The sequence below is a fragment of the Limnochorda sp. L945t genome (assembly GCF_035593305.1).
GTDB lineage: Bacteria > Bacillota > Limnochordia > Limnochordales > Geochordaceae > Carboxydichorda > Carboxydichorda subterranea.
On the sequence record NZ_CP141615.1, the window covers coordinates 904,205 to 930,105 of the forward strand.

At 69.9% G+C, this 25,901-nt stretch carries 25 protein-coding genes; 22 read left to right on the forward strand and 3 right to left on the reverse strand.

The features are described from left to right. Nucleotides 1-69: 69 nt before the first annotated feature. The 3 genes from U7230_RS04150 to U7230_RS04160 form a co-directional block, all read right to left on the reverse strand. A complete protein-coding gene (locus U7230_RS04150) occupies nt 70-948 on the reverse strand; it encodes an ABC transporter permease (RefSeq protein ID WP_324717477.1) in 879 nt (292 codons plus the stop codon). Between the two features lie 28 nt (nt 949-976). Then, nucleotides 977-2,008 carry an ABC transporter permease gene (locus tag U7230_RS04155; RefSeq protein WP_324717478.1) on the reverse strand — a complete coding sequence of 344 codons (1,032 nt, stop codon included), beginning with the start codon at nt 2,006-2,008 and terminating at the stop codon, nt 977-979. Nucleotides 2,009-2,128: 120 nt separating this feature from the next. Further along, on the reverse strand, nt 2,129-3,946 hold the full coding sequence (locus U7230_RS04160; RefSeq protein ID WP_324717479.1) for an ABC transporter substrate-binding protein: 1,818 nt from the start codon (nt 3,944-3,946) through the stop codon (nt 2,129-2,131). 683 nt (nt 3,947-4,629) lie between these two features. Between U7230_RS04160 and U7230_RS04165 the strand changes: the two genes are divergently transcribed. The 22 genes from U7230_RS04165 to proB all read left to right on the forward strand — a co-directional run bounded on the left by U7230_RS04165 (nt 4,630) and on the right by proB (nt 25,895). Beyond that, entirely contained in the window at nt 4,630-7,320 is a 2,691-nt protein-coding gene (locus U7230_RS04165; protein ID WP_324717480.1) for a valine--tRNA ligase, read from the forward strand. Continuing rightward, a complete protein-coding gene (locus tag U7230_RS04170; protein ID WP_324717481.1) occupies nt 7,310-8,722 on the forward strand; it encodes a bifunctional folylpolyglutamate synthase/dihydrofolate synthase in 1,413 nt (470 codons plus the stop codon). Before U7230_RS04165 ends, U7230_RS04170 begins: the two co-directional genes overlap by 11 nt. Nucleotides 8,723-8,776: 54 nt before the next feature. Continuing rightward, nucleotides 8,777-9,331 (forward strand): SPOR domain-containing protein, encoded by a 555-nt coding sequence (locus U7230_RS04175; RefSeq protein WP_324717482.1) that lies wholly within the window; start codon nt 8,777-8,779, stop codon nt 9,329-9,331. Nucleotides 9,332-9,371: 40 nt separating this feature from the next. Continuing rightward, on the forward strand, nt 9,372-9,743 hold the full coding sequence (locus U7230_RS04180; protein ID WP_324717483.1) for a metal-sensitive transcriptional regulator: 372 nt from the start codon (nt 9,372-9,374) through the stop codon (nt 9,741-9,743). A gap of 203 nt (nt 9,744-9,946) precedes the next feature. Continuing rightward, nucleotides 9,947-10,207 carry a DUF4321 domain-containing protein gene (locus U7230_RS04185; protein ID WP_324717484.1) on the forward strand — a complete coding sequence of 87 codons (261 nt, stop codon included), beginning with the start codon at nt 9,947-9,949 and terminating at the stop codon, nt 10,205-10,207. Between the two features lie 9 nt (nt 10,208-10,216). Beyond that, nucleotides 10,217-10,792, forward strand: coding sequence for a Maf family protein (locus U7230_RS04190; RefSeq protein WP_404980633.1), 576 nt, complete (start codon nt 10,217-10,219; stop codon nt 10,790-10,792). Nucleotides 10,793-10,809: 17 nt separating this feature from the next. After that, nucleotides 10,810-11,565, forward strand: a complete 756-nt coding sequence (gene radC / locus U7230_RS04195; protein ID WP_324717486.1) for a RadC family protein — start codon at nt 10,810-10,812, stop codon at nt 11,563-11,565. 46 nt (nt 11,566-11,611) lie between these two features. Further along, on the forward strand, nt 11,612-12,634 hold the full coding sequence (gene mreB / locus U7230_RS04200; RefSeq protein ID WP_324717487.1) for a rod shape-determining protein: 1,023 nt from the start codon (nt 11,612-11,614) through the stop codon (nt 12,632-12,634). Between the two features lie 15 nt (nt 12,635-12,649). Further along, nucleotides 12,650-13,519 (forward strand): rod shape-determining protein MreC, encoded by an 870-nt coding sequence (mreC, locus tag U7230_RS04205; protein WP_324717488.1) that lies wholly within the window; start codon nt 12,650-12,652, stop codon nt 13,517-13,519. Next, a complete protein-coding gene (locus tag U7230_RS04210; RefSeq protein ID WP_324717489.1) occupies nt 13,516-14,079 on the forward strand; it encodes a hypothetical protein in 564 nt (187 codons plus the stop codon). The genes mreC and U7230_RS04210 overlap by 4 nt, the downstream gene beginning before the upstream one ends. A 45-nt stretch (nt 14,080-14,124) precedes the next feature. Then, a complete protein-coding gene (mrdA, locus tag U7230_RS04215) occupies nt 14,125-16,059 on the forward strand; it encodes a penicillin-binding protein 2 (RefSeq protein ID WP_324717490.1) in 1,935 nt (644 codons plus the stop codon). 73 nt (nt 16,060-16,132) lie between these two features. Further along, a complete protein-coding gene (gene minC / locus U7230_RS04220; RefSeq protein ID WP_324717491.1) occupies nt 16,133-16,939 on the forward strand; it encodes a septum site-determining protein MinC in 807 nt (268 codons plus the stop codon). Then, complete coding sequence (gene minD, locus U7230_RS04225) at nt 16,921-17,727, forward strand: septum site-determining protein MinD (RefSeq protein ID WP_324717492.1); 807 nt, start codon at nt 16,921-16,923, stop codon at nt 17,725-17,727. Before minC ends, minD begins: the two co-directional genes overlap by 19 nt. Nucleotides 17,728-17,749: 22 nt before the next feature. After that, nucleotides 17,750-18,037, forward strand: a complete 288-nt coding sequence (minE, locus tag U7230_RS04230) for a cell division topological specificity factor MinE (protein WP_324717493.1) — start codon at nt 17,750-17,752, stop codon at nt 18,035-18,037. Nucleotides 18,038-18,040: 3 nt separating this feature from the next. Beyond that, nucleotides 18,041-19,174 (forward strand): rod shape-determining protein RodA, encoded by a 1,134-nt coding sequence (rodA, locus tag U7230_RS04235; protein WP_324717494.1) that lies wholly within the window; start codon nt 18,041-18,043, stop codon nt 19,172-19,174. A 131-nt stretch (nt 19,175-19,305) separates the two neighbouring features. Then, complete coding sequence (locus tag U7230_RS04240; RefSeq protein WP_324717495.1) at nt 19,306-20,196, forward strand: site-2 protease family protein; 891 nt, start codon at nt 19,306-19,308, stop codon at nt 20,194-20,196. A 105-nt stretch (nt 20,197-20,301) separates the two neighbouring features. After that, nucleotides 20,302-22,047: an Rne/Rng family ribonuclease gene (locus tag U7230_RS04245; RefSeq protein WP_324717496.1), complete on the forward strand. Its 1,746-nt coding sequence runs from the start codon at nt 20,302-20,304 to the stop codon at nt 22,045-22,047. An 82-nt stretch (nt 22,048-22,129) separates the two neighbouring features. Then, nucleotides 22,130-22,456, forward strand: coding sequence for a 50S ribosomal protein L21 (gene rplU / locus U7230_RS04250; RefSeq protein ID WP_324717497.1), 327 nt, complete (start codon nt 22,130-22,132; stop codon nt 22,454-22,456). 19 nt (nt 22,457-22,475) lie between these two features. After that, nucleotides 22,476-22,862, forward strand: coding sequence for a ribosomal-processing cysteine protease Prp (locus U7230_RS04255; RefSeq protein ID WP_324717498.1), 387 nt, complete (start codon nt 22,476-22,478; stop codon nt 22,860-22,862). A gap of 31 nt (nt 22,863-22,893) precedes the next feature. Next, on the forward strand, nt 22,894-23,184 hold the full coding sequence (gene rpmA, locus U7230_RS04260; protein WP_324718180.1) for a 50S ribosomal protein L27: 291 nt from the start codon (nt 22,894-22,896) through the stop codon (nt 23,182-23,184). 124 nt (nt 23,185-23,308) lie between these two features. Beyond that, nucleotides 23,309-24,640 (forward strand): GTPase ObgE, encoded by a 1,332-nt coding sequence (obgE, locus tag U7230_RS04265; RefSeq protein ID WP_324717499.1) that lies wholly within the window; start codon nt 23,309-23,311, stop codon nt 24,638-24,640. Between the two features lie 79 nt (nt 24,641-24,719). Next, complete coding sequence (gene proB / locus U7230_RS04270) at nt 24,720-25,895, forward strand: glutamate 5-kinase (RefSeq protein WP_324717500.1); 1,176 nt, start codon at nt 24,720-24,722, stop codon at nt 25,893-25,895. The last annotated feature ends 6 nt before the right edge of the window (nt 25,896-25,901 follow it).

The window sequence follows — 25,901 nt, forward strand, 5'->3', positions numbered from 1 at the left end:
CTCCGGAGGGCCGGGCGCGGGCGGGCGGTGGCCCCTGCATACGCCAAGAGGGGAGCCGGAGCCCCTCCCTCAGCGGATCTCCCGGCGCAGGCGAGGATCCATGACGTCCCGGAGACCGTCCCCGATGAGGTTCCACGCCAGTACGAAGAGCACGATGGCCATGCCGGGGATCACGATGGTGTACCAGTAGGCGAACGGCTCGCCCGGCCGGCCCAGGATCCAGTTGCGGCTGAACGCCGTCAGCTGTCCCCAGTCGGCGAATCCGGGTTCGGCGCCCAGCCCGAGGAAGCTCAACGCCGCGACCGTGCCCACGACCGCGCCGATGTCGAGGGATGCCTGCACCAGCACGGGAAAAATGGAGTTGGGCAGGACGTGGCGCAGCATGATCCGCCAGGGGCTCAACCCGATGGCCCTCGCCGCCTCCACGAACTCCATGGACTTGGTTTGCAGGACGCTTCCCCTCACCAACCGGGCGTACGGCATCCACGAGAGGAGCGCCAGGGTGACCCCGACGTTGTCGAGCCCCTTGCCGAAGATGGCCACGATGATGACGGTCACCATGAGGTAAGGGACGGACTGGAGGATGTCGGCGATCCGCATCAACAGCTCGTCGAGCCGCCCCCCGAAGTAGCCTGCCAGCGTGCCGACGACGAGGCCGATGAGCACCGCGGCTCCCACCACTCCGACGCCCACCAGGAAGGCCGTGCGGGTACCCCAGATGACCCCGTAGAAAACGTCGTACTGGCCCTCCGTCAGGCCGAAGGGGTGCTCGGCGGTGGGGGGCTTGGGCTCGACGGAAAAGCCGTAGCGCGGGATACGAAACGGCTGGTCGGGCCAGCGCGGGGGCGCCAGGACCGGGGCCAGGATGGCGACGGCGAGGAACGCCATGAGCAAGACGAACCCGGTCGTCGCCATCGGATTGCGGAAGTATCTCCGAACGGTGTCCATCTGGGTCTCCCACCTGTCCCTGCGGGGGTCACTGTACCCGGACCCTGGGATCCACCAGGGCGTAGGCGATGTCGACGAGCAGCACGATGAGCACGGTCAATGCGGCCGCCACGGTCGCGATGCCGACGACGGTCGCGTAGTCGAGCTGGAGCGCGGCCAGGGCGAGGAGGCTCCCGATGCCCGGGAAGGCGAAGATGGTCTCGGTGATCACCACACCCCCGAGCAGGGCCAGCACCGTGAGCCCCACGATGGTCACGACGGGGATGAGGGCGTTTCGCCGCGCGTGCTTGTTGATGACCGTGCGTTCGTCGAGGCCCTTGGCCCGAGCCGTACGGACGTAATCCTGCCGCAGCGTCTCGAGCATGCTCGAGCGCGTGATCCGCTGGAGCTGAGCCCAGTACAGGTAAGAGAGGGTCGTCACCGGCCCGACGAGGTGGCGCAGCGCGTCCCAGAAGACGTCCAGGCGGCCGTTGAGAAGCGCGTCGAAGGTCACCATCCCCGTGTAGGGACGGAAGCTCGGAGCGAGCAGGGCCTCCGTCGCCCAGACGGAGAGCCGCCCCGGCGGGAACCAGCCCAGGTACCCGTAAAAGAACATCAAAAACAAGAGCCCGAAGACGAACGCCGGCAAGGACCAGCCCACGATGGCGAAGACCCGGCTCGCGTGGTCCAGGAAACGGTTGTGGTGCACGGCTGCCAGCGTACCGAGCCAGATGCCCCCGAGCGCCATGGGGATGATGGCCCAGATGGTGAGCTCGACCGTGGCCGGGAAGCGGGTGCGCAGCACGTCGGCGAGGGGCTGCTTGGCCACCTCGGACCAGCCCATGTGGCCCGAGGCCATCTCCTTCATCCAGTTGAGGTATTGCACCTGCAGGGGTGCATCCAGCTGGTACTTCTCGATGAGCTGTTGGGCCGAGAACCGCTTCAGCTCCTGGACGTCACGGATGAAGAGGCTGATGCGCTGGTAGGGGCTCAGGAGCTGGATGAGCCCGAAGATGACCGCGGTCACCCCGAAGACCACGACCGGTAGCAGCAGCAGGCGCCGGACGATCAGGCGTAACATCGGGCTTCGCCGTCCCCATCGTGGCAGGAGCCCGGTCACCCGGGCCCCTGCCAGGTTGCTTCACGGACACGGGCGCGGGCCCACCGGCCCCGGCCGAGGCCGAAGAGCCCGCGAGCCCCGTCAACCCTCTTTGTACATCGGGTAGAAGTCGTCTCCGGGCCGGATCGCGTTGGGGTAGAAGCCCTTGACCCAGTCGCGCATGACCCGGTTGTCGGTGCGGTCCACCAGGAAGATGTCGAGCGCATAGTCGTAAGCGAGCTGCTGCATCTTGTAGTACGCCTCCTGGCGCTGCTTCGGGTCGGTCGTCGACATCCCCTTGTCGATCAGCTCCTGGAACTGCTTGTACCACTCCTCCGGGAACCGCTGTGCGGGCGCATAGGTGCCGCCTTCTTTGGCCAGGTACGGTACCGCGAAGTTGTGCGGGTCGGGGAAGTCGGCCAGCCACCCGATGGTGAAGATCGGGAGCTTGCTCTCCAGGTATGCCTGCAGGAAGGTCGGCCACTGCACGGCCTGGATGTCGATGTGGAACTTGGGGTTGATGGACTCGATGCCCTGCTTGAGGATCTCCCCGGCGATCCGGCGGGCGTCGTTACCCGAGTTGTACGTGATGGTCATCTTGAAGCCGGTCTGCCAGAGCTTGCCGCCCCAGGCCTTCTTGAAGTGCTCCTCCGCCTTCTTGGGGTCGTACTTGTACACCGGCTGCTCCGGGTTGAAGAACGGAAGGCCCCTCGGAATCGGCCCGCGGGCCTGGGTACCCTCGCCCTGCACCACGTCCTTGATGTACGTGTCGAAGTCGAAGGCATAGTTGAACGCCTTGCGCACGTCGATGTCCATGAAGAAGTCGGGTGGGATGCCGTTGCCGTCCAGCTTGCCGCTGCCGATGTACGGGTTGCCCTCCGCAGCGATCTGGTAGGTGAAGAACATGGTGGTGTTGGTGACCCACGGCAGCTTCCGAAGGACCGTCACGCCCGGGAGCTTTTCGACCTGGCCGAGGTACTGGGGATCGGTCACGATGATGTCGGCGTCACCGGACTGGAGCATCAACAGGCGCGTGCTCCACTCGTCGACCTTCTTGATGACCACCCGCTTGAGCTGGGCCGGCTTGCGCCAGTAGTCGTCGTTGCGCTCCAGGATCACCTGGCTGCCGTGCTCCCAGGTGACCAGCTTGAAGGGGCCGGTGCCGTTGGCCTTCTCGAAGAGCGGGTCCTCCTCGGCCTTGGGGTCGTGCCACTTCACCCAGTTGTCGGGCTTGCCGTCCCAGTCGCCCTGAGCGATGGCCCACTTCTTGCTGATGATGGAAGACCAGCTCGAGTTGTGGGCCAGGATCGACAGGAACGGCGGGTAAGGCCTGGCGAGGTGGAAGATCACGCTGTCGCCCTGCACCTCGACGGCCTTGTCGACCTTGTCGTACACCTTGCGAAGGACGTCCGCCGGGACCTCCTTGAACTCCTTGACGCCGGCCATGCTGGTGGCGAGCTGCTCGATGGAGCTGACCCCGAGCAACGGCTCCAGGATCATCCAGGCCGGCCCGCCGTTGCGGTCCTGCAGCATGATCCGCTCGAAGCTGTACTCGACGTCGGCCGGAGTGAGGGGCGTGCCGTCATGGAAGCGGACGCCCTTGCGGATGGGGAACCGGTAGGTCTTGCCGTCCTTGCTGATGAGGCCGTTCTGGACGGACGGCACCTGGGTGGCCAGCATGGGCACGAACTTGGTGAGGTCGCTGCCGTCGAACGCGATGAGGTTTTCGTAGATCTGGTAGATGACCTCCCCGCTGGCGGTGTCGTACGCGAAGGCCGGATCCAGAGTCTCCGGCTCGCCGTACTCGGCCTTGACCAGGGTATCCGGGTTTTTCGGGGCCGCGCCCGCGGCGGCTGCCAGGCCGACCACCAGGAGCAGGCTCGCCAGCAACGCCAGGGCTCGACCGTGATGACCGTGCATGGAATGGACCGCCCCCAACCTGTTTGGAGTGACGGGAAACGACGCGGACCGGGGTTGGGCCCCTACGCCACTCTCCCACGCCGGTACGATACGACGGGAAATGTCCGCATGACGCGTGCCGATAGGCGGGCCGACCACCCCCTGTCCCCCCGCAGGACCGCTCCGGGGTTTGCAGCCCGGAGCCCCTGAGCGGTTCGGCAGGGCCGGGGCCGTTTCCTCTCGATCGCATTCTCAGTGCCGTCCTTCTGGGTCTGGCGGCCAGGACCTGCGGCGCCAGGGAATCGGCGAAGCTTGACAGCCTCCGGGGGCCATGCTAGATTGCCGTTAAGTTGACGAACGCAGGCGATGAGGGAGAGGAGTAGGCGCCTGTCCCGCCGGTAGAGACGGGGGCCCGCCGGGTGAAAGGCCCCCGGGTCGTGGCGGCGCCGAAGGTCGCTTCCGAGCTTCCGGGTCGATCGGCGAACGGGCCCGCAGACAGCGGGAGGGCGGGAGCCGGGTAGGCCCGGACGGGCCGGGCACGTTATCGCCCGCAAAGATCCCGGCGGTGCGCGGTCGCTCCCCGGCAGGCGGGGAGCCGGGCGCCGGTGGCGGCCGGGAAAAAAGGTGGTACCGCGGGGACCCCCTCGCCCTTTGGCGAGGGGGTCCGTCGTTAGTACGGGCCAGGAGGAGGCAGGCGTTCTCGCATGGCTCGGACCGATCACCAGACCCTTCCGTCCGTTTACAGCCCCCAGGAGGTGGAGCCGCGCTGGTACGCGTACTGGGAGAGGCAGGGCTTCTTCCGGGGCGACCCCGACCCGTCCCGGCAGCCCTTCAGCATCGTCATCCCTCCGCCCAATGTGACCGGGTCGCTCCACATGGGGCATGCGATGGACAACACGCTGCAGGACATCATGGTGCGCTTTAGGCGGATGCAGGGGTACTCGACGCTGTGGGTGCCCGGCACCGACCACGCCGGGATCGCCACCCAGGTGGTCGTGGAGGCGGAGCTGGCCAAGGAGGGCAAGAGCCGCCACGACCTCGGGCGCGAGCAGTTCCTCGAGCGGGTCTGGGCATGGAAGGAAAAGTACGGCGGGGTCATCACCCACCAGCTGCGCCGGCTCGGAGCCTCCTGCGACTGGTCACGGGAGAGGTTCACGATGGATCCGGGCTGCTCGCGGGCCGTCCGGGAGGTCTTCGTGCACCTGTTCCGCAAGGGGCTCATCTACCGGGGCGACTACATCATCAACTGGTGTCCCAGGTGCCAGACGGCCCTGTCGGACCTGGAGGTGGAGCACGAGGAGACCGACGGGCGGCTCTGGTACATCCGCTATCCCCTGGAAGACGGCAGCGGCGACGTCGTGGTCGCCACCACCCGGCCGGAGACCATGCTCGGCGACACCGGGGTGGCGGTGCACCCCGAGGACACCCGTTACCTCCCGCTCGTCGGCAAGCGGGCCATCCTGCCGCTGGTGGGCCGGCGGCTGCCCATCGTGGCGGACGAGTCGGTGGACATGTCGTTTGGTACCGGGGCCGTCAAGGTCACCCCCGCCCATGACCCGACCGACTTCGAGATCGGGCGGCGGCACGGCCTGGAGACGGTCCAGGTCATCGGGGAAGAGGGCCGGATGACCTCCGCCGCACCGGAGCCGTTTGCCGGCATGGACCGGACCCAGGCCCGCCAGAAGGTCGTCGAGGCGTTGCGCCGCCAGGGATACCTGGTACGGGAAGAGGCGCACCACCACGCGGTAGGCCACTGCCAGCGGTGCGGCACCGTGGTGGAACCCCTCGTCTCGAAGCAGTGGTTCGTGCGCATGAAGCCCCTGGCGGAGCCGGCCATCGCAGCGGTGAGGCAGAAGCGGGTGCGGCTGTTGCCGGAGCGGTTCGAGAGCCACTTCTTCCACTGGATGGAGAACGTCCGGGACTGGTGCATCTCCCGGCAGCTGTGGTGGGGTCACCGGATCCCCGTCTGGTACTGCCAGGAGTGCGGCGAAGTCACCGCCAGCGTGGAAGACGTGCAGCGGTGCCCCCGATGCGGATCGGCCCGGGTGGAGCAGGACCCGGACGTGCTCGACACCTGGTTCAGTTCGGCGCTGTGGCCTTTCTCCACCATGGGATGGCCGGAGGAGACCGCGGAGCTGCGGTTCTACTACCCGACGTCGCTGCTCGTCACCGGGTTCGACATTCTCTTCTTCTGGGTGGCCCGGATGATCGTGATGGGCCTCGAGTTCATGGGCGACGTGCCCTTCCGGGACGTGCTGCTGCACGGGCTCGTGCGCGACGCCATGGGCCGCAAGATGAGCAAGTCCAAGGGCACGGGCATCGACCCGCTGGAGATCATCGACGAGTACGGGGCGGACGCCCTGCGCCTCACCCTGGTCATGGGCGTGGGCATGGGCAACGACGTGCGCTGGCGGCCCGAGCGCGTGGAGGCCAGCCGCAACTTCGCCAACAAGCTGTGGAACGCGGCGCGCTTTTCGCTCATGCACCTGGAGGACTTCGAGGACGCCGCCGCGGCCCCGGCGCGGCTGGTGGAGTGGGCCCGGGACGGGCAGCTGGAGCTTCCCGAACGCTGGATCCTGTCGCGGCTTGCCCGGCGGGCGGCCGAAGTGACCGAGCTCCTGGAGCGCTACGACCTCGGAGAAGCCGCCCGGGCGCTTTACGACTTCACCTGGGACGAGGTGTGTGACTGGTACATCGAGCTCGCCAAGCCCCGGCTGGCGCCCGGGTCGCCGGGCCGGCAACGGGTACAGGCGACGCTGTGGTACGTGCTGGAGCAAACGGTGCGGCTCCTGCATCCGTTCGTGCCTTTCATCACCGAGGAGATCTGGCAGAGGCTCCCGCACGAGGGGTCTTCGGTCATGGTGGCCTCCTGGCCGAGGCCGGACGCGGCTCTGGCGGACGACAGCTCGGAGGAGGCCATGCGGCAGGTCATCGAGGTCGTGCGGGCCATCCGCAACGTGCGGGCGGAGAAGGGTGTGCCGGTGGGGCGCCGCATCCCGGCCATCGTTTGGGCGGACGGCTCCATCCGGCCCCTTCTGGTGGCGCACGCCTCGGACATCTGCCGGCTCGCCGGCCTGTCGGATTTGACCATCGAGGCGCCGGGCAAGCAGCGGCCGCGCGACGCGATGCCGGCCGTGGCGGGGGCCAGGGCGGAGGCGTTCTTGCCGCTGGCAGGGCTGCTCGATACCGAAGAAGAACTGAAGCGGCTGGCCCGGGAGCTGTCCGAGGTGGAAGGGCTCCTTGCCCGCTGGGAGGCGACCCTGGCCAACCCGCAGTTCGTAGAGCGGGCGCCGGAGGAAGTGGTCGCGTCCACGCGCCGCAAGCGAGACGAGGCAAGGGAGCGGCGCATGCGCATCGTGCAGCAGATGGAGCAGCTCAAGCACCTTGTCCACTGACGGGGCGCCGGAGACGGCGAGCGCGCTCGACTACCTGGGCCGGCTGGCTCGTTTCGGCGTGCGGCTCGGCCTGGAGCGCATGCGCGGGGTCCTCGAGGCCCTGGGTCAACCACACCGGGCCTACCGGTGGGTGCACGTGGCGGGGACCAACGGCAAAGGTTCCACCGCTGCCATGATCGCCTCCATGGCCAGGGCTGCGGGCATCCGGACCGCCCTGTACACGTCGCCTCACCTGGTGCGCTTCCACGAGCGGATCGTGGTGGACGGCGCGCCCATCACCGACGAGGAGCTGGTCCGGGCGTACCGGCGGGTACGGGAGGCGGTCGACCGGGCCGGAGAGGGAGGAGAGCTGCCGACCCACTTCGAGTTCGTGACGGCCATGGCGCTCTGGCACTTCGCCCAGGCCGGCGTGGAGCTCGCGGTGGTGGAGGTGGGCCTGGGCGGCAGGCTGGATGCGACCAACGTGGTCGAGGATCCGGAGGTGACGGCCATCACGCCTCTCTCTCTCGACCACACGGCCGTGCTGGGCAGCCGCCTGGAGCAGATCGCGGCCGAGAAGGCCGGCATCCTCAAGCCCGGGGCCGACGCGGTGCTGGCTCCCCAGGCGCGGGCCGCCCGGGAGGTGGTGGCCGCCGCCGCCCGCAAGGTGGACGCCCCCCTCTTCGAGGTCGAGGAACAGACGCCCGGGCCGGACGGCCGAGCGCCGGCGAACGACGGCCGCTCCTACGTGTTCGCCAGCCGGCACGTAGGACCGGATGGGGGCCGGCTCGAGGTGTGGGCCCCGGGCGGGGCTCACTACGAAAGCCTGGCCGTGCCGCTCCTCGGCCCTCACCAGCTGGTCAACGCCGCGACGGCCGTGGCGGTGGCCGATCGGCTGGCCTCCCGAGGATGGCCCATCACGGCGGAGGCGGTCGCCCGGGGGCTTCAGGAAGTGCGCTGGCCGGGGAGGCTCCAGGTGATCGGGAAGCGACCCGTGGTGGTGGTGGACGGCGCCCACAACCCCCAGGCGGCTGCGGCTCTCGCACGGGCGCTCGAGCAGGTCTTCGGGCGGCCGGCGTCGTGGCTGGTGATCGGGATGCTGGCCGAGAAGGACGTAAAGGGCGTGCTGCGCCGCCTGGTGCGGCCGACCACACGGGTCGTGGCGACCCGGGCCAGGTCGAGCCGGACGGCGCCCATCGACCCGCACGAGCTCGCTGCGCTGGCCTCGCAGATGGGGGCCCGGACGGCGGTGCCGGTGACGCCGGCCCGCGAGGCGCTGCGGTACGCCGTCGGCCGGGCCGAGCCCGAGGACCTCGTCGTGGTGGCAGGCTCTCTCTACCTTGCCGGGGAGATCCTGGAAGAAGGTCTGGCCGTCTCGGATCCTTCGGCCTCCCCCTCTTCGACGAAATCTGCCGCGAAGTGAAGGGATTCCGAGCGATCTGGGGTAAAGTACGGTCCCTGGCAGGGAGTGGGGCCGATGGCAGACGGGCAAGGGCAACCGGCTACTGCGGCGCGCGGCGCCCTGAGCTTCGTGGTAGCGCTGGTCGTGGTCATCGTCGTGGGAGCCCTGGGCGGCTACGCCCTGGGGCGGTACTTCTTCGACCGGATGATGCAGCTGCCCCAGCCCAAAGCCGCGGCGCCCGAGCCGGAGCGCCTGGCCCAGCAGGCGCCGCCAGTTGCTCGCCCGAGCGATTCGGGCGAGGCCGTCCCCTCCACGCAGGCCCAGGGCGCGCCGTCAAGGCAAGCCGAGCCCGCGGCCCCTCCGCCGGCCCGCCCGGCTCCCTCTCCCCCCTCGGCCGGTACTGCCGGCGCCGGCGGTTTCTCGGTTCAGGTCGGGGCGTTCGGCTCGCAGGCCAACGCCAACCTCCTCGCCGACACGCTGCGTCGGGAAGGGTTTCCCGCGCAGGTCACCACCGTCAAGAGCAGCGGGGTACCCTACAAGGTGTGGGTGGGCCCTTACCCGAGCCGGGAGCAGGCTCAGGAGGCGCTCCGCAAGCTCAAGCCGCGCTGGCCGGACGCGTTCATCCCATGAGGGAAGGGCCCGGGCAGGATAGGGCGGTCGGGCTGGTGCGATGAGACCAGCAGAGGACCCCGGTCGGCGCAGCGGTACTGCTCCGGCTGCAACGGGGTGCGGGTTCGAGAGGGGTGGCCCGGCGGAGCAGGGGCGGCGCGGGTCTTACTCGACGCGAAAGCGCGACCTCATCCGCCGGCTGCGGCGGGTCGAGGGCCAGGTGCGGGGCTTGCAGCGGATGGTGGACGAGGAACAGTACTGCGTCGACGTGCTCGTGCAGATCGCCGCGGTCAAAGCAGCCCTCGACAAGGTGGCCATCGCCTTGCTCGAGGAGCACACCCGGGGATGCGTGAGCCGGGCCATCCGGTCCGATCGGGGAGCGGACGATGCCATTTCCGAGCTGATGGACGTGATCATGCGCTTCGTCCGGTGACGCTGCAGCAGGATGGGCAACCAGCGCGTGCGACCTCCTGCGAGGGAGATTGGATGCCCAAATCCGGGATTTCCTGGCGTATCCGGTACTCGCTCCGCAGGAGCGGGCATCACCAGCGAGAATAGTCGCCAGCGAACCCGGACGGGCCTCGGTCGCCAAACCGGCAGGCGGGCGCAAGGGACGCGTCGAGAGAGGGATACGCGGTGATTCGACCCCATCCCCGGGGGCTACGGCTGGGCTGGTTGAGCCTGGTGCTCGTCGTCGGCGCCGTCATCGGCAGCGGCCTCGCGCAGGCGGCTTCCCCGTACGTGCCCGTCCTGGCCCGTTCGGCTTCTCTGGCCTTGCGGCTCGACCCGCTGAGCCTGGCCGGGGTCCTCACGTTGGGTTTCGACTTCCAGCTGAAGGTCAACCTGGGGACCGCCATCGGGATCGCCGTGGCGGCGTGGCTGTTGAGGGGGCATTAGGGCGCTCGCATCATGGGTCTGGTGCTCGCTTCGACGTCGCCGAGACGGCGGCAGTTGCTGGCGATGGTGGGGGCGCGTTTCGAGGTCGAGGTGCCTGGCGCCGACGAGCGGGAGTACTGCCTGGAGGACCCCGAGCGCCTGGTGATGGCGCTTGCGCGGGCGAAGGCCGAGAGCGTCGCGAGCCGGCGCCCTCGGGATCTCGTCGTAGGGGCCGACACGGTGGTCGTGCTCGACGGCCGGATCCTGGGCAAGCCGGCCGATGGCCGCGAAGCCCGGGAGATGCTCGAAGCCCTATCGGGCCGGACCCACGAGGTCTGGACCGGGGTCGCGCTCGTGCGACGCGAGCCGGAGGCTTGCCGGGTGGAGGCCGAGCGGACCGAGGTGACGTTCCGCTCGCTCGACCCGGACGAGGTGGACCGGTACGTGGCCCTCGGGGAGGGCATGGACAAGGCGGGGGCCTACGCCGTGCAAGGGGTGGGTGGGTTGTTCGTCGAGCGGATCGAGGGTTGCTACTTCAACGTGGTGGGGCTGCCGCTCGCCCGGTTACACACGATGCTTCGCCGGTTGGGCAGCGGCCTGTGGTGAGGCCGGACGGCCGGCGCATGCCGGGTACGCGACCGGCGGGGCCCGGAGCGGCGACGGCCCTCGAGGATGGTCCCTCGTCCCTCAAGCAACGCCCCCCGCAGATGCGGCCCCGGGAGCGGCTGGTCGCTCACGGGCCTTCGGCGCTCTCCGACGCCGAGGTGCTCGCGATCCTGCTGAGGACGGGCCGGCGGGGCGTGAACGCGGTGGCGCTCGCCGAACAGGTGCTGCAAAGCGTCGGAGGGCTGGGAGGGCTGCTCGCAGCGCGGGCTCCGGCGCTGGCCCGGGTGCGAGGCGTGGGCCAGGCGAAGGCGGCCCAGGTACTGGCGGCCGTGGAGCTGGCGCGCCGGATGGCGCGCCACGGACCCGGGGAGCGGGCGCACGTTCGCCAGGCGTCGGACGTGTTCGACCTGCTGGGCGTGGAGATGGGTCGCCTCGACCGGGAGCGGTTCCTGGTGGTCTTGCTCGACGCCCGGCACCAGGTGCTCCGGATCTGCTCCGTCTCCGAGGGGGATTTGAGCCAGGCCCCGGCTCATCCCCGGGAGGTGTTCAAACCGGCCATCGAGCATAGCAGTGCAGCGGTGATTCTGGTGCACAACCACCCGAGCGGGGACCCTTTTCCGAGCGAGGTGGACGTGCGGCTCACCGAGCGGCTGGCTTCTGCAGCGGAGCTGCTGGGGATCGAGGTCGTGGATCACGTCATCATAGGGCACGGTCGCTATTCGAGCCTCCGCGAGTTGGGGCTGATGGCGCAGCGCAGGATGCACGGGCAGTGAGCCGTGCCCTTGCGTGCTCGGGCCCGGGAAAGGAACAAGGCGAGCGATGTTTCACTGGTTCGGGCGAGACATGGGCATCGACCTGGGTACGGCCAATACCCTCGTCTACGTCAAGGGCCGGGGGGTGGTCCTGCAGGAGCCCTCGGTGGTGGCCATCGACCGGGAGACGGGGGATGTCCTGGCCGTCGGAGACGAGGCCAAGCAGATGGTGGGGCGCACCCCGGGCAACGTGGTCGCCGTACGGCCGATGCGGGACGGGGTCATCGCCGATTTCGACGTCACGGAGCGGATGCTCCGTTACTTCATCGAGAAGGCGGGAGGCGGGCGCACCTTCGGCAGGCCGCGGGTCATCGTTTCGGTGCCCTCGGGCGTGACCGAGGTCGAGCGGCGGGCCGTGGTGGATGCCGCGCTCTCGGCAGGAGCGCGGGACGCCCGGCTGATCGAGGAGCCCATGGCCGCGGCCGTGGGCGTGGGGCTCCCCGTGCAGGAGCCGACGGGCAGCATGGTGGTGGACATCGGGGGCGGCACGACCGAGGTGGCAGTCATCTCCCTGGGCGGCATCGTGGCCCAGCGATCCATCCGCATTGCGGGGGACGAGATGGACGAAGCCATCGTCCAGCACGTGCGACGTACGTACAACCTGCTCATCGGAGAGCGGACTGCCGAAGAGGTGAAGAAGGCCATCGGCTCGGCTCACCCGGTCGTGGACGAGCAGACCTACGAGGTGCGCGGCCGGGACCTGGTGACGGGGTTGCCCCGCACGCTCACCCTGACCGGCAAGGAGGTTCGCGAAGCCCTCGGGGAGACCGTCGCCTCTATTGTCGAGGCGGTGCGGGTGACCCTCGAGCGCACGCCTCCGGAGCTGGCCGCCGACATCGTCGACCGGGGCCTGGTGCTGGCGGGCGGCGGCGCGCTCCTCAAGGGCATCGACGCCTTGCTGGCCGAAGCGACGCAGATGCCGGTGCACGTGGCCGACGACCCGTTGACGGCGGTCGTGACCGGGGCCGGCATGGCGCTCGAACACTTCGACAAGATGAGCCGGGTACTCGTCAGCCCCCGCCGGATGTGAGGAGCTTCCACCGGTATGCGGCCCAGGGGCGAAGGGCGACCCCCCACGGAGCGGCGCGCTCGTGGGCTGTGGACGCTGGCGTGGGTCGCAGGGGCCGTGGTGCTCGTCTCCCTGGCCTACGTCACGGCGCAGGTGCGGCCCGAGCGCTCCGCTCCCGAGCGCTGGATGGCGGACGTGTTGGCCGTTCCCAAGGGGTGGGTGGCCCAGGTCGCCGAGGGGATGAGCCGGGCGATGGAGAACCTGGCCCGGCTCGCTTCCCTGCAGCGCGCGTACCGGGACCTGGAGGAGGAAAACCGGGCGCTTCGGCTGCAGCTTTCCCTGTTGAGCGGGGTCGAGGCCGAAAACCGCGAGTTGCGCCGCCAGCTGGGGCTGCCGGAGCTTGGCGGCATGCGGTTGCTGGCGGCGGACGTCATCGACCGCCAGCCCTCTCGCTGGTACGCCCAGATCGTCATCAACCGGGGCAGCGCCGACGGCGTGGCTCCCCAGATGGCGGCGGTGGCGGCGGGAGGGGTCATCGGGCAGGTACAGACCGTGACGGCCCGTACGGCGACCGTGACCCTGATCTCCGATCCCCGGATGGCGCTGGGCGGCCTAGTGGTACGCACGGGTGACCTGGTCCTGGTCGAGGGCACGGGAAGCGGCAGCATGCTCTTGAAAGTACGCTCGCTGACCCCCGATGCCAGCTTCGAGAGTGGCGACCGGATCGTGGCCTCGGGGCTGGGTGGGGTCTACCCGAAAGGCGTGGCGGTCGCCGTGGTCAAGGAGGTGCGCCGGTCCCCCGACCGGATCGGGCTCGAGGGATGGGCGGTGGCCACCGCCAACCTCCACCGGATCCCGTACGCTTACGTGATCATGCCCGGGCCGGGGCGGGAGCAGGCCCCATGAAGCTGCGAAGCGAGCGAGCGGCCCCCGTGCTGGCAGCCCCGAAGGATCGCTGGACGCTGGCGGCGGTGCTCTCCGGAGCGATGGTGCTCGATCTCGTGGTCTGGCCGGTGCTCGCCCCCTTCGGGCAGACGCCTGATACGCTGTTGTCGGTGACCGTGGCGATGGCCATGGTAGGGTGGGGAGGCCCGGCCGTGCTGGCCGCCCTGGCACTGGGGCTGCTCATCGACCTCTCGGGGGGCGTGCTCATCGGGCTGGGGGCGGCGAGCCGGGCGCTGGTGGTGGCGGGGGTGGCGTACGCAGCGCCGCGGGCAGGGGTCGACCGCCTGGGCGTGGCCGTGGCCATGGCCGACGCCGCGGCCGTGGCCGCATGGGGGGTGGCGCAGTTGGGAGCTGCGGCCTTCGGGGTGGACGTGTACGTCACGGCGGCGCAGGTGGTCCAGGTCCTCGTGCATGCGTTGCTCACGGGCGCCGTCTTCGCCGTCGCTTACGCCCTGCTCAACGGGGTGGCCTTACGGGCGCAAAGGCGCCTGCCTGGCCGCCGTCGCGTCACCTTGCCGTGAAGGAGGCCCGGATGGGTGAGGCTCTTGCCCGGAGCGCCTCCTCGTATGCCCGCACATGAGGCGAGCACCGCCGCCCCCGGGCGCCTCGATCGCCTGGCGACGGTGGCGCTGGTCCTCTTCGGGATCCTGTGGGCGCGCCTGTGGTACCTTCAATTGATGCAGGGCGGGCACTTCGCTGCCCTGGCCGAGCGCAATCGCCTGCGAGTGGTGCCGGTGACGGCTCCTCGGGGCCTCCTCTACGACCGTAACGGGCAGGTGCTGGTCCGTAACCGGACCTCCTACACGGCCTCCATCATCCCCGAGGAGATGGCAGACAGCACCGGGGACCAGGGCGAACCGCCCCTCGCCTCCACCCTGGCCGAGTTGCTGCGGGTGCCGAGGCAGACCATCGAGGAGGCGTGGAGAGCCCAGGCCCGCCGGTACAGCTTCGAGCCGGTGCGCATCGCGCGAGACCTGTCGGTGGAGCAGCTGATCGCCCTCGAGGAGCACCGGGCCGTCCTGCCCGGCGTCATGGTGGAGCAGGAGCCGGTGCGGGACTACCTGCGGCATTCTACCGCCGCGCACGTGGTGGGGCAGGTCGCCCCCATCACGCTGGAGGAACTGACGCAGCTCGCAGATGCCGGGTACCGGGGCACGGACCTCATCGGCCGGACCGGGCTGGAGCGGGTCTACGAGTCGTACTTGCGGGGCCAGGACGGGTACCGGCAGATCGAGGTGGACGCCCGGGGACGCTTCCGGCGGCTGGTCGAGGAGAAGCCCCCGGTGCCGGGCATGGACCTCCACCTGACGCTCGACCTCGAGCTCCAGAAGGCGACGGAGACGGCACTGGTCGAGGGCATCCAGGCGGCCGAGGCGCGCCGGCTGCGGGATCCCCGGCTGCGCAGCGGCCGTCCCGTCGAGGCCGGAGCGGCCGTCGCGCTCGACCCCAGGACCGGCGGGATCCTGGCGCTGGCGAGCTTCCCGGCGTTCGATCCGGCCGCCCTGTTGCCGTGGGCGCCGGATCGGGAGCTCTACCTGGAGTTCCTCAACCGGGATCCCAATCATCCCTTCTTCAACCGCGTCACCATGGGCACGTACGCGCCGGGCAGCATCTTCAAGGTGGTCACGGCGACGGCTGCACTGGAAGACCAGCGGTTTGGGCCCGACGAACGCTTCTACGTGGACGGGCACGGCCCGTACGGCAAGACGGACTGGATGTTGCGGGCGGTCCCGAGGATCGCCCCGCCGGGATGGGTCGACCTGGTCGGCGGGTTCGAGTGGTCGAGCAACGACTTCTTCTGGGAGCTGGGAAGGCGGGTCGGCATCGAGCGGCTCGCTTACTGGGCCCGGCGTTTCGGCCTGGGAACGGCGACCGGTGTCGACCTCTACCCCCCTGACCAACCGGGTCTGGTGCCCGACGCAGAGTGGAAGCGCGAGTACTTCCGTTCTGGGCCCGCCTGGCAGCGCTCGTGGTACGAGGCGGAGACGCTGGACATGGCCATCGGGCAGGGTTTCTTGCAGGTGACGCCCTTGCAGATGGCGGTCGTGTACATGGCGGTGGCCAACGGGGGAACGGCCTACCGGCCTCACCTGGTGGCGTCGGTGACCCGCCCGGACGGCACGCCCGTCGTGCAGGTGCAGCCGTCGGTCCTCTTACGCGTGCCGGCCTCGCCACAGACCTGGGCGCTCATTCGAAAGGGTTTGTGGAGCGTGGTCAACGGGCCTCACGGGACGGCACGCGGGCGCTTCGCGGACATCCCCGTGCAGGTGATGGGAAAGACGGGGACCGCCCAGCTGTCGGCAGCGGGCTCCGAGACCAACGCCTGGTTCGCCGCCGTCGCGCCGGCGGATGCCCCGGAGATCGTGGTCGTGGTGCTGGTCGAGAACGGAGGCGGGGGCGCGGGCGTGGCCGCCCCCATTGCCCACGACATCCTCAAGGCCTACTTCGACCGGCGCGCCACGGCGGCCGGGCCATCCGGAGCCGCCCACCCCGGGACATGAGGGGCAGGAAAGCGCGAGGCTTCCCAGAACATCGCCATGCCGGAAGGGATGCCGGGGAGGCAAGGGGAGAACGATGGCGTCGCTCGCTTACGGTCCCCGCCACGACGTCGTGGTGCTGAAGGGTTCCCGGCGAGGGCTTCGGGTGGTTCTCGACGAGGAGGCCCCCCTCGACGAACTGGTGGAGGCCCTGGAACGGAAGTTGCAGGGCGCCGGCCGGTTTTTCGAGGGGGCGTCGGTCTGGATCGAGGCGGGCCAGCGCCGCGGCACGTGGGCCGATTGGTGCCGGGTCGTGGGCGTGCTGACCCGCCGGGGGCTGCAGGTGCGGGAGTGGCAGCTGGTGGAGCCGCCGGAGCCACCGGGCGAGGCGGGGCCCGGCGCCGTGCCGGCCGACGGGCGGGCCGCGGCGCCGGCGGTGAGAGCCGTCGTGGGCTCGGCGGAGCTGGCGCACGAGGTGGCCCTGGCCGGCCTGCGCCCGACCGAGAGCCGCCGGCCCGCTGCGAGCAGCGTCGCCGCCAGCCGTACCCTGCTCGTCCGGCGCACGTTGCGCTCGGGGCAGCGGATCGCCTACGACGGGCACCTCGTCGTAGTGGGTGACGTCAATCCCGGGGCCGAGGTGATCGCCAGCGGGGACATCGTCGTGATGGGCACCCTCCGGGGCGTGGCGCACGCCGGGGCCCGGGGCGACGAAGGGGCGGTCGTGCTGGCGCTGAGGCTCGCCCCGCTGCAGCTGCGCATCGCACACCGGGTGGCGCGCTCGCCCGAGGAGGGGGCCGTCGACCGCGGCCCGGAGGTGGCCTGGATCCGCGAGGGCGTGGTGGAGGTACAACCGTATCCGGCCGCACTGGAGGAGGGCACGTGGGAATGGCAGGGCGCGTCATAGTCATCACCAGCGGCAAGGGGGGCGTGGGCAAGACGACTACCACGGCCAACCTGGGGGTAGCCCTGGCGCAGAACGGGCGGCGGGTCGTGGTGGTCGACGCGGACATCGGCCTGCGCAACCTGGACGTGGTGCTGGGCCTCGAAAACCGGATCGTCTACGACCTGGTCGACGTCGTGGAGGGCAACTGCAAGCTGAAGGCTGCCCTGATCCGGGACAAGCGGACCGAAAACCTGACGCTGTTGCCTGCGGCCCAGACCCGGGGCAAGGACGCGGTCACCCCCGCCCAGATGCGGGATCTCATGGCGCAGCTGCAGGAGGAGTTCGAATACGTCCTGGTCGACTCGCCGGCGGGCATCGACCACGGGTTCCACACGGCGGTGGCGGGTGCGACGGAGGCGATCATCGTCACCACCCCGGAAGTCGCCGCCGTCCGGGACGCCGACCGGGTCATCGGCCTTCTGGAGAGCAAGGAGCTGTACGAGCCGAAGCTGGTCATCAACCGCATCCGGCCGCGGATGGTGCGGCGGGGGGACATGATGGAGGTCGGGGACGTGCTGGAGATCCTGGCCATTCCCCTCATCGGCATCGTTCCCGACGACGAGGAGATCATCGTCACCACCAACCGGGGTGAACCTGCGGTCCTGGACGGGCACTCGCGGGCGGGCCAGGCATTCCGCAACATCGCCCGGCGGCTCGAGGGGCAGGAGGTGCCATTTCTCGAGCTGGAGGACGGCAGCCTGATGGCTCGACTGTTGAAGCTGGTCAGGGGCACGAAGGCGGCGTCGTGAAGGATCGGGGGCCTGGGTGCAGATGGACTGGTGGGCAAGACTGACGGGCCAGCGAAGCTCCAACAGCGCGCAGCTGGCCAGCGAGCGCCTGCAGCTGGTACTCAAATACGACCGGGCGAAGCTGCCCCCGGGGCTGATCGATACGCTCAAGGACGAGCTGCTGGAGGTCATCTCCCGCTACGTCGAGGTCGCCGAAGACGGCATCCAGGTCTCGCTCAGCAGCCCGTCGAGGGGGACCCAGGCCCAGGTCGAGCTGGTTGCCAACGTGCCTATCCGGGGCCCGCGGCGCACGGTCGGCGCGAGGCGATAGGCCGTGTCCCGGCCGGGGAGGGCCGCGCGGCGCTTCTTCGCCCAACTCGACGGGGCTTTGATCGCCTCCGCGCTGGCGCTGGCCGTCATCGGCGCGGTCATGGTCTACTCTGCGACCCGGTCCTGGGTGGTCGGCGACCCCGGCTATTACCTGCGGCGCCAGGCGATCAACCTGCTGGCCGGCCTGATAGGGCTCGTCGCGGCGGTCGCCGTGGATTACCGGCGCCTGCTCCGGGCGAGCGGGGTGCTCTACGGCCTGGGTGCCGCGCTCTTAGTGGCGGTGCTGGTAGCGGGGCGGAGGGTCGCAGGCACGCAGGGATGGCTCCCCCTGGGCCCCTTTGCCGTACAGCCGTCCGAGCTGGCCAAAGTCGCCCTGGTGCTGGTGCTGGCCGAGTACCTGGGCCAGCGCAAGCCCCCTGAGTCGTGGCGGGACCTGGTGGTCCCGATCGGGCTCACCGCCGGCATGGCGGGTCTCGTGCTGGCACAGCCGGACCTGGGGACGGCCGTGGTTTTTGGAGTGATTTTACTGGGGATGCTATATGCGGCACAGACTCCGGCCCGTTACCTGGGATGGATGGCCGGAGCCGCCGTCCTGGCGGCCACCGCCGCGGTGCTGGTGACCTATTTGGGCTGGTTCGAAGTCTTGAAGCCTCACCAGATCCAGCGGCTGACGGTCTTCGTGGATCCGGGGGCTTACCGGCAGGGGGCCGGTTGGAACGTGTCGCAGTCCGTGATCGCCATAGGGTCCGGCAAGCTGTTCGGCCGGGGTCTGTTTTCGGGCCCGCAGACGCAGCTGGCCTTCGTCCCGGCCCGGCACACGGACTTCATTTTCTCGGTGATCGGGGAGGAGCTGGGCTTCTTCGGAGCGGCAGCGGTGCTGGGGCTCTTCTTCGTCCTCATTCGCCGCGGCCTCGCCATTGCCGCGCAGGCGAGGGACAGAGGCGGGGCGCTCCTGGCGGCCGGGGTCGTGGTCATGGTCGGGTTCCACGTGGTCTTCAACGTGGGGATGACGCTGGGGATGGTGCCCGTGATGGGCATTCCCCTGCCGCTGTTGAGCTACGGAGGCAGTCACGGGCTTGCCACGCTCACCGCGCTGGGCATGGTCGCCGGAGTGGGCGCGCGCCGGGTGCCCTGGTAGGGCAGCGGTGGGTTCTCGTCTCATAGACTGGAGGGAGCCGAGCCTGCTCGCGCGAGGGACCGGCCGGCCGGCGTGGAAGGCTGGCAGACAGCCCTGTGATACTCTTTTCGCTGAGTGGCACCCGGGTACGCGTGCATCCTGCCTTCCTCCTGCTTGCCCTCCTGCTGGTGCTGGCGGGGGCGGGGGTGCGGGCGGCCATGCTGTTCGGAGCCGTCCTGGCCCACGAGATGGCCCACGTGGTCTGGGCCCGGCGCCGTGGCGTGCGGGCCCACGAAGTCCAGCTGCACCCTTTCGGCGGGGTCGCGCGGCTCGACGAGGCGGCCCTGGTAGAGCCCGCGGACGAGATCCCGATCATCTTCGCGGGGCCCGCGGCGAGCCTGATGGCGGGGCTCGCCCTCGTGGCCGCTGGGCGGGCTCTTGGGGCAGCCCATGACAGCGTACCATCCGATGGAGGCCCTGCCGGCTTCGCCGTCGCCATGTTGACCCAGTGGGGGTGGGACCACCTCGGCCTGGGCGCCTTCAACCTGCTGCCCGCCTTTCCCCTGGATGGCGGCCGGTTGCTACGGGCGTTGCTCGCCCGGCGGATGGGGTTCCGGCCCGCGACCCGCCAGGTGAGCCTGGCGGGCGAGATCGCAGGGGCCGTCATGGCGATCGTGGCCGCCTGGCAGTTCGCGGTGCGGGGCGAAGGCCTGTGGAGCGCGGTCATGGGTTTGTTCTTGCTGCACGCCGCGCGGGGGGAGCGGCAGCGAGCTTCTGGGAGCTGGGCGTACTACCTGGCCCGCCAGGCAGGGTCGCGCCGGGCGGTGAGCGGGGTGATGGAGGGGCGCATCCTGGTGGCGCCTGGGGCGGCTACGGTGATGCAGGTGGCGGACCGGCTGGTGCCGGACCGGTACCACCTGGTGGTGGTGGCCGACCCCAGCGGCCGGCTCGTGGGACTCACCGACGAGGGGGAGGTGCTGCGGGTGCTGGTGGGGCGAGGTGCCAGCACCCCGGTGGCGAGCCTGCCCGCCCGAAGGCTATAAAGAAAGGGAAGCGACACCGAACGGGTCGGGACCGGCATGGCAGCTTCGGGGCCATCCGAACGCTTTGGGGGTTGAGGTATGAAGGTTAGGAGTTGAACGGGGGAGATGGTACGGGAGATCGTCATCAACGTGGGGCACGGGGAGACGAGGGCAGCGCTGCTCGAGGATCGCCGGCTGATGGAGCTGTTCACGGAGAGGGAGGCTCACGAGCGGGTCGCAGGTAACATCTACAAGGGCCGCGTCGAGAACGTCTTGCCGGGGATGCAGGCCGCCTTCGTCAACATCGGTCTCGAGCGCAACGCTTTTCTCTATTTGGGGGACGCCGTTCCGTATCTCGACGGCCGTAACCATGACCACGGGGGAGAGGGGGCGGAGGACGAGGGGGTCGAGGCGATCCCGCGCCGGGCCTCTCGCCAGCCCAGTCGCTTGCGAGAAGGCCAGGACGTCGTCGTCCAGGTCGTGAAGGAACCCATCGGCACCAAGGGCGCCCGGGTCGTGACCAGCCTCAGCCTGCCGGGCCGCTATCTGGTGCTGATGCCGTTCAACGAGTACGTCGGGATCTCCCGGCGTATCGCCGACGAACAGGAGCGAGACCGCCTGAAGGCCATCGCCCGCAAGATGCGCCCCCGCGGGATGGGCCTCATCGTCAGGACGGTGGCGGAAGGGCACGATGAGGCCGAGCTCCAGCAGGATCTGCGCTTTCTGTTGCGGGTGTGGGATCGGGTCCACCAGCGGGCGAGGAGGGCTCCCGTCCCGTCGATCCTCTACCGGGACCACGACCTCGTGTACCGGCTCGTCCGCGACGTGTTCACCGAGGAGCTTTCGCGCATCGTGATCGACTCTCGCCAGGAGTACCAGAAGATCGTCGACCTGGCGGAGTCGGTGGGGCTTTCGATACGGGATCGGCTGCAGCTCTACCAAGGGGAGCGGCCCATTTTCGACGAGTTCGGCATCGAGCCCCAGATCGAGCGGGCCCTGGACCGGCGGGTATGGCTCGAGTGCGGGGGTTACCTGGTGATCGACCACACCGAGGCGTTCACGGCCATCGACGTCAACACCGGCCGCTACACGGGCACGACCAACCTCGCCGACACGGTCTTGCACACCAACCTCGAGGCAGCCGTCGAGATCGCCCGGCAGCTGCGGCTGCGGGATCTCGGGGGCATCATCCTCATCGACTTCATCGACATGGACCGCAAGGAAGACCAGGAACAGGTCCTCTCCCGGCTCACCGAGGAGCTCAAGAAGGACCGCACCCGCACCCACGTCCTGGGATTCACCCGGCTGGGGCTCGTGGAACTGACGCGCAAGAAGGTGCGGGAGGACCTCTACGCCGTGCTGCAGCGCCCCTGCCCCTATTGCCAGGGTACGGGGCGGGTCCTTTCCGAGGTGACCATGGCTCAAAAGGTGGAACGCCAGATCGCGGACCTGGCCCGCTCGTCGCAGGCCGACGCCATGCTCCTGGCCGTGCATCCCTCGGTGGCCGCGCAGGTCATCGGGGCCGGCGGCGCCAACTTGCGACGGCTGGAGGGGGAGACGGGACGGGTCATCTTCGTGCGGGGCAGCGAGGACGTGCACATGGAAGAGATCCGCGTGCTCTCCCTGGGGAGCCGGGAAGAGGTCGAGGCGCAGGCCATGCCGGTCAAGGAAGGGCAGCTGGTGGACCTGGAGGTCGAGGAGCCCCACGTCAACAACCCCAAGGACGGTATCGCGCGCCTGGAGGGGTACGTGGTCGATATCGAGGGTGGAGGCCGCCACGTCGGCCGGCGCCTCAAGGTGGAAATCACCAAAGTCTTTCGGACCTATGCCAAGGGCCGGGTCGTCTCGCAGGTAGAGGATCGGGTGCGTTGAGGCTTTGACGGCCCATGCGACGGATGTTACAATCGCACAGTGCATGGTACGAAGGTGCGAGCGGTCGAAGGGTGAGGACAACGTGGCAGACTACGCCGTCGTCGAACTGGGAGGGCGACAGTACCGGGTGAGTCCCGGCGACCTCATCACGGTGGAGCGGATCGCAGCCAACGTCGGCGACGAGGTCCCGGTGGAGCGGGTGCTGATGGTGCGGCAGGGCGAGCGCACCATCGTGGGGCGCCCGACGGTAGAAGGCGCTCGGGCCACGGCCCGGGTGGTGGAGCATGGCCGGGGGCGCAAGGTGCTGGTGTTCAAGTACAAGCCGAAGGTCAACTACCGGCGCCGCCGGGGGCACCGGCAGCCGTTCACGCGGCTGGAGATCCGGAGCATCGAGGGGCCCGCGACGTGAGGCCGGCCGGCGACCGCCCATGTTGACGGTGGAGGTCTGCCGGCAAACCTCCGGTGCGATCACGGGTCTCCGGGCGAGCGGGCATGCCGGTTGGGGGCCTTACGGAAAGGACATCGTGTGTGCGGCAGCATCGGCCATCGTGCAGACGGCCGCGCTGGCCGCCGTGCGGTACCTGGGCGAGCGGGCCCACCTGGAGGCCGGAGAGGGGCTCGTCGCCCTGGCGGTGACGAGCGAGCCGCCAGCAGGTGGCGACGGCGCCATGGCGTGGGTGAAGGCCCAGGCGGCGCTGGAGGCGGCCCTGTGGGGGCTCGACGAGATCGTCAAGCAGTACCCGAAGCACGTACGCATCGTGGAACGAGGGGAAGATGGGGGTGAACGACGAGATGGCCAACACCGTCATGGGTGAACGACGGGTGGACGGTGAGCCCGTCTTGTTCATGGATCTGCAGCGCTTCGCGCACAAGAAGGGTGTCGGCAGCTCTCGCAACGGGCGGGACAGCCAGCCCAAGTACCTGGGCGTCAAGCGTTCGGACGGGCAGATGGTCAAGGCCGGCAACATCATCGTGCGCCAGCGGGGCACCCGGCTGCGCCCGGGGCCCAACGTGGGCATGGGGCGGGACCACACCCTGTACGCCCTCGTGGATGGGTGGGTCTCCTTCGAGTCCAGGGGCGGCGCTCGCGTCGTGGCGGTGCGATCGAGCGCCGGCGGGGCCACGGTGACGGCCTGAACGCTGTGCTCGCGGTCAGATCCGGGGACGGCAAGGCCCCTTGCGCGGGGCGGCCTTCTCCTGCGACGGGGGAAGGACGCGGCCGCGGCGAGGGGCCTTGGTGTCCGGGCACGGAGGCGGTAGGGTGGAGTCTGCGCGGCTTCGGGAGGCTCCTCTGGTCGACCGGGTCGTCGTCGAGGTGCAGGCGGGAGACGGCGGGAGCGGGATCATTAGCTTCCGGCGGGAGAAGTACGTCCCGCGCGGCGGCCCGGACGGCGGAGACGGGGGCCGAGGCGGCCACGTCTACCTGCAGGCCGATCCGCAGCTCTTCACCCTGGCCGACTTCCGCTTCCGTCGCCGTTTTCGAGCCGGCAGGGGGCACCACGGCAGCGGCGCCAACAAGAAGGGGGCCGACGGCGAGGACCTGGTCGTCCGGGTGCCGGTTGGCTGCGTCGTTTACGACGACGAGACGGGAGAAATGCTGGCCGATCTGGTGGAGCCGGGACAAACGGTGCGGGTCGCCCGGGGCGGCCGCGGCGGCCGCGGCAACGCCCGTTTCGTCAACCCCGTGCGCCGCGCCCCTCGGATCGCGGAGCGGGGGGACCCCGGGGAGCACCGGAGGATCCGGTTGGAGTTGAAGCTGCTGGCCGACGTGGGCCTCGTGGGGTTGCCCAACGCCGGCAAGTCAAGCCTGCTCGCGGCGAGCTCGCGGGCCCGCCCCAAGATCGCGGCCTATCCCTTCACCACGTTGTCGCCCAACCTGGGCCTGGTGCGCCTGGGGCCCAACGAGAGCTTCGTGATGGCCGACATCCCGGGCATCATCGAGGGAGCTCACCGGGGACTGGGCCTGGGGCTTGCCTTCCTGCGCCACGTGGAGCGCACCCGCCTCCTGATCCTGGTGGTGGACACGAGCGCCCAGGACGGCACGGACCCCGTGGAAGCTCTCCACGTCACCCGCCGCGAGCTCGAGCAGTACGACGCGGCGCTGCTGGCCCGGCCCATGCTCGTCGCAGCCAACAAGATGGACCTGCCGGAGGCTCACGGCCGTTTGCCCGTGCTGGAGCAGGCATGCAGGAGCCTGGGCCTGGAGGTTTGGCCCATCAGCGCAGCGACCGGCCAGGGCGTGGATGCCCTCCTCTTCCGGGCGTTCCAGGAGCTGCGCCAGGCGGTGGCCCGAGAGCAACCGGCGCGGGCCGCTGGCGCTGGCCCGAAGGAGCGGCCGGCCGTCCGGGTCGCCGGCCGGTTGCGGGAGGCGCGCAAGGTCGAGGTGCTCCGGCAGGACGGAGGATTCGTGGTGCGCTCGCCGTGGCTCGAGCGGCTGGCCGCGCGTCTGGACCTGGAGGGCCAGCCCGATGCGCGGGCCTACCTGTACGAGATCCTCCAGCGCTCGCGGGTGCTCGACCGTCTGCGTTCGCAAGGAGCCAAGCCCGGCGATCCCGTACGGGTTGGCATCCATACCCTGCCGTTCAGGGAATGAGTGAAGGAATGGCACATGGCGGCACGAAATAGTGCGCTCGGTAGTGGGTCTCGGACGTGACAGCCAGGAGCATCGTCGAGTGACCGACGCCAGGGGTCTGGGGCCGTGGGTGCGCGGCGCCCGCCGCGTGGTGCTGAAGATCGGCAGCAGCAGCGTCTCGGATGGACGCGGGGCTCCCCGGCTGGAGCTACTGGGGGCCGTCTGCCGCGAGGTCGATGCGTTGTTCCAGGGCCCGCCCCGCCGCCAGGTGGTGCTGGTCAGTTCGGGGGCGATTGCTCTCGGCTGGCCCCGCCTCGGGCTCAAACGCCGCCCCAGCTCCCTCCCGGAGAAGCAGGCAGCTGCCGCCGTGGGCCAGGGCGTGCTCGTCGGCGTGTACGAAACGCTGCTGGCCGAGCAGGGCCGCACGTGTGCCCAGGTGCTGCTCACCGCGGACGATTTGCGGGATCGCAAGCGCTTCACCCATGCCTACCGCACGATGGAGACACTGCTCGGGCGCGGCGTGATCCCCATCGTCAACGAAAACGACACCGTGGCCGTCGACGAGATCCGCGTCGGAGACAACGACCGGCTCGCGGCCATGGTGGCCGTCCTGGTGGAGGCCGATCTGCTCGTCATCCTCTCCGACGTCGACGGGTTGTACTCGGGCGACCCGCGGCGCGACCCGCAGGCCCGCCGGATCCCGGCGGTCGCCTTCGGCGACGCGCTCGACGGGCTGGTGAGCCGCCGCGCTTCAGGAGGCCCGATGGGGACGGGCGGCGTGGCCACCAAGCTGCAGGCGGCCCGCATGGCGGGTGCCGCGGGGATTCCGACCGTGCTGGCCCGAGCGGAGCCCGGTGTGGTCGAGCGCCTTTTCTCCGGCGCGGCGGTCGGCACGTTCTTCGAGCCTGCTCCCGAGGTGCTGCGGGGCAAGAAGCGGTGGCTCGCCTTCTATCCGCGTTCCACGGGTGCCGTGGTCATCGACGACGGGGCTGCTCAGGCGCTGGTGCGCCAGGGAAGGAGCCTCCTGGCGAGCGGCGTGGTGGAAGTGGTGGGGGAGTTCCCTGCCGGCGCGGTGGTGAGCGTGACGGACCCCGGTGGCCAGGAGGTCGGGCGAGGCATCGTGAGGTTCTCGAGCGACGAGCTTCGCCGCGCCAGGGGTCGCCACTCCACGGAGCTCGCCGCCGTGGTGAGCCGCGTGCGCACCTCCTGGGAGGTCGTGCATCGTGACGAGTTCGTGGCCGTGGCGGGCGGCGAAGCCCGGGAGAAGGGGGCCTGAGCTTCG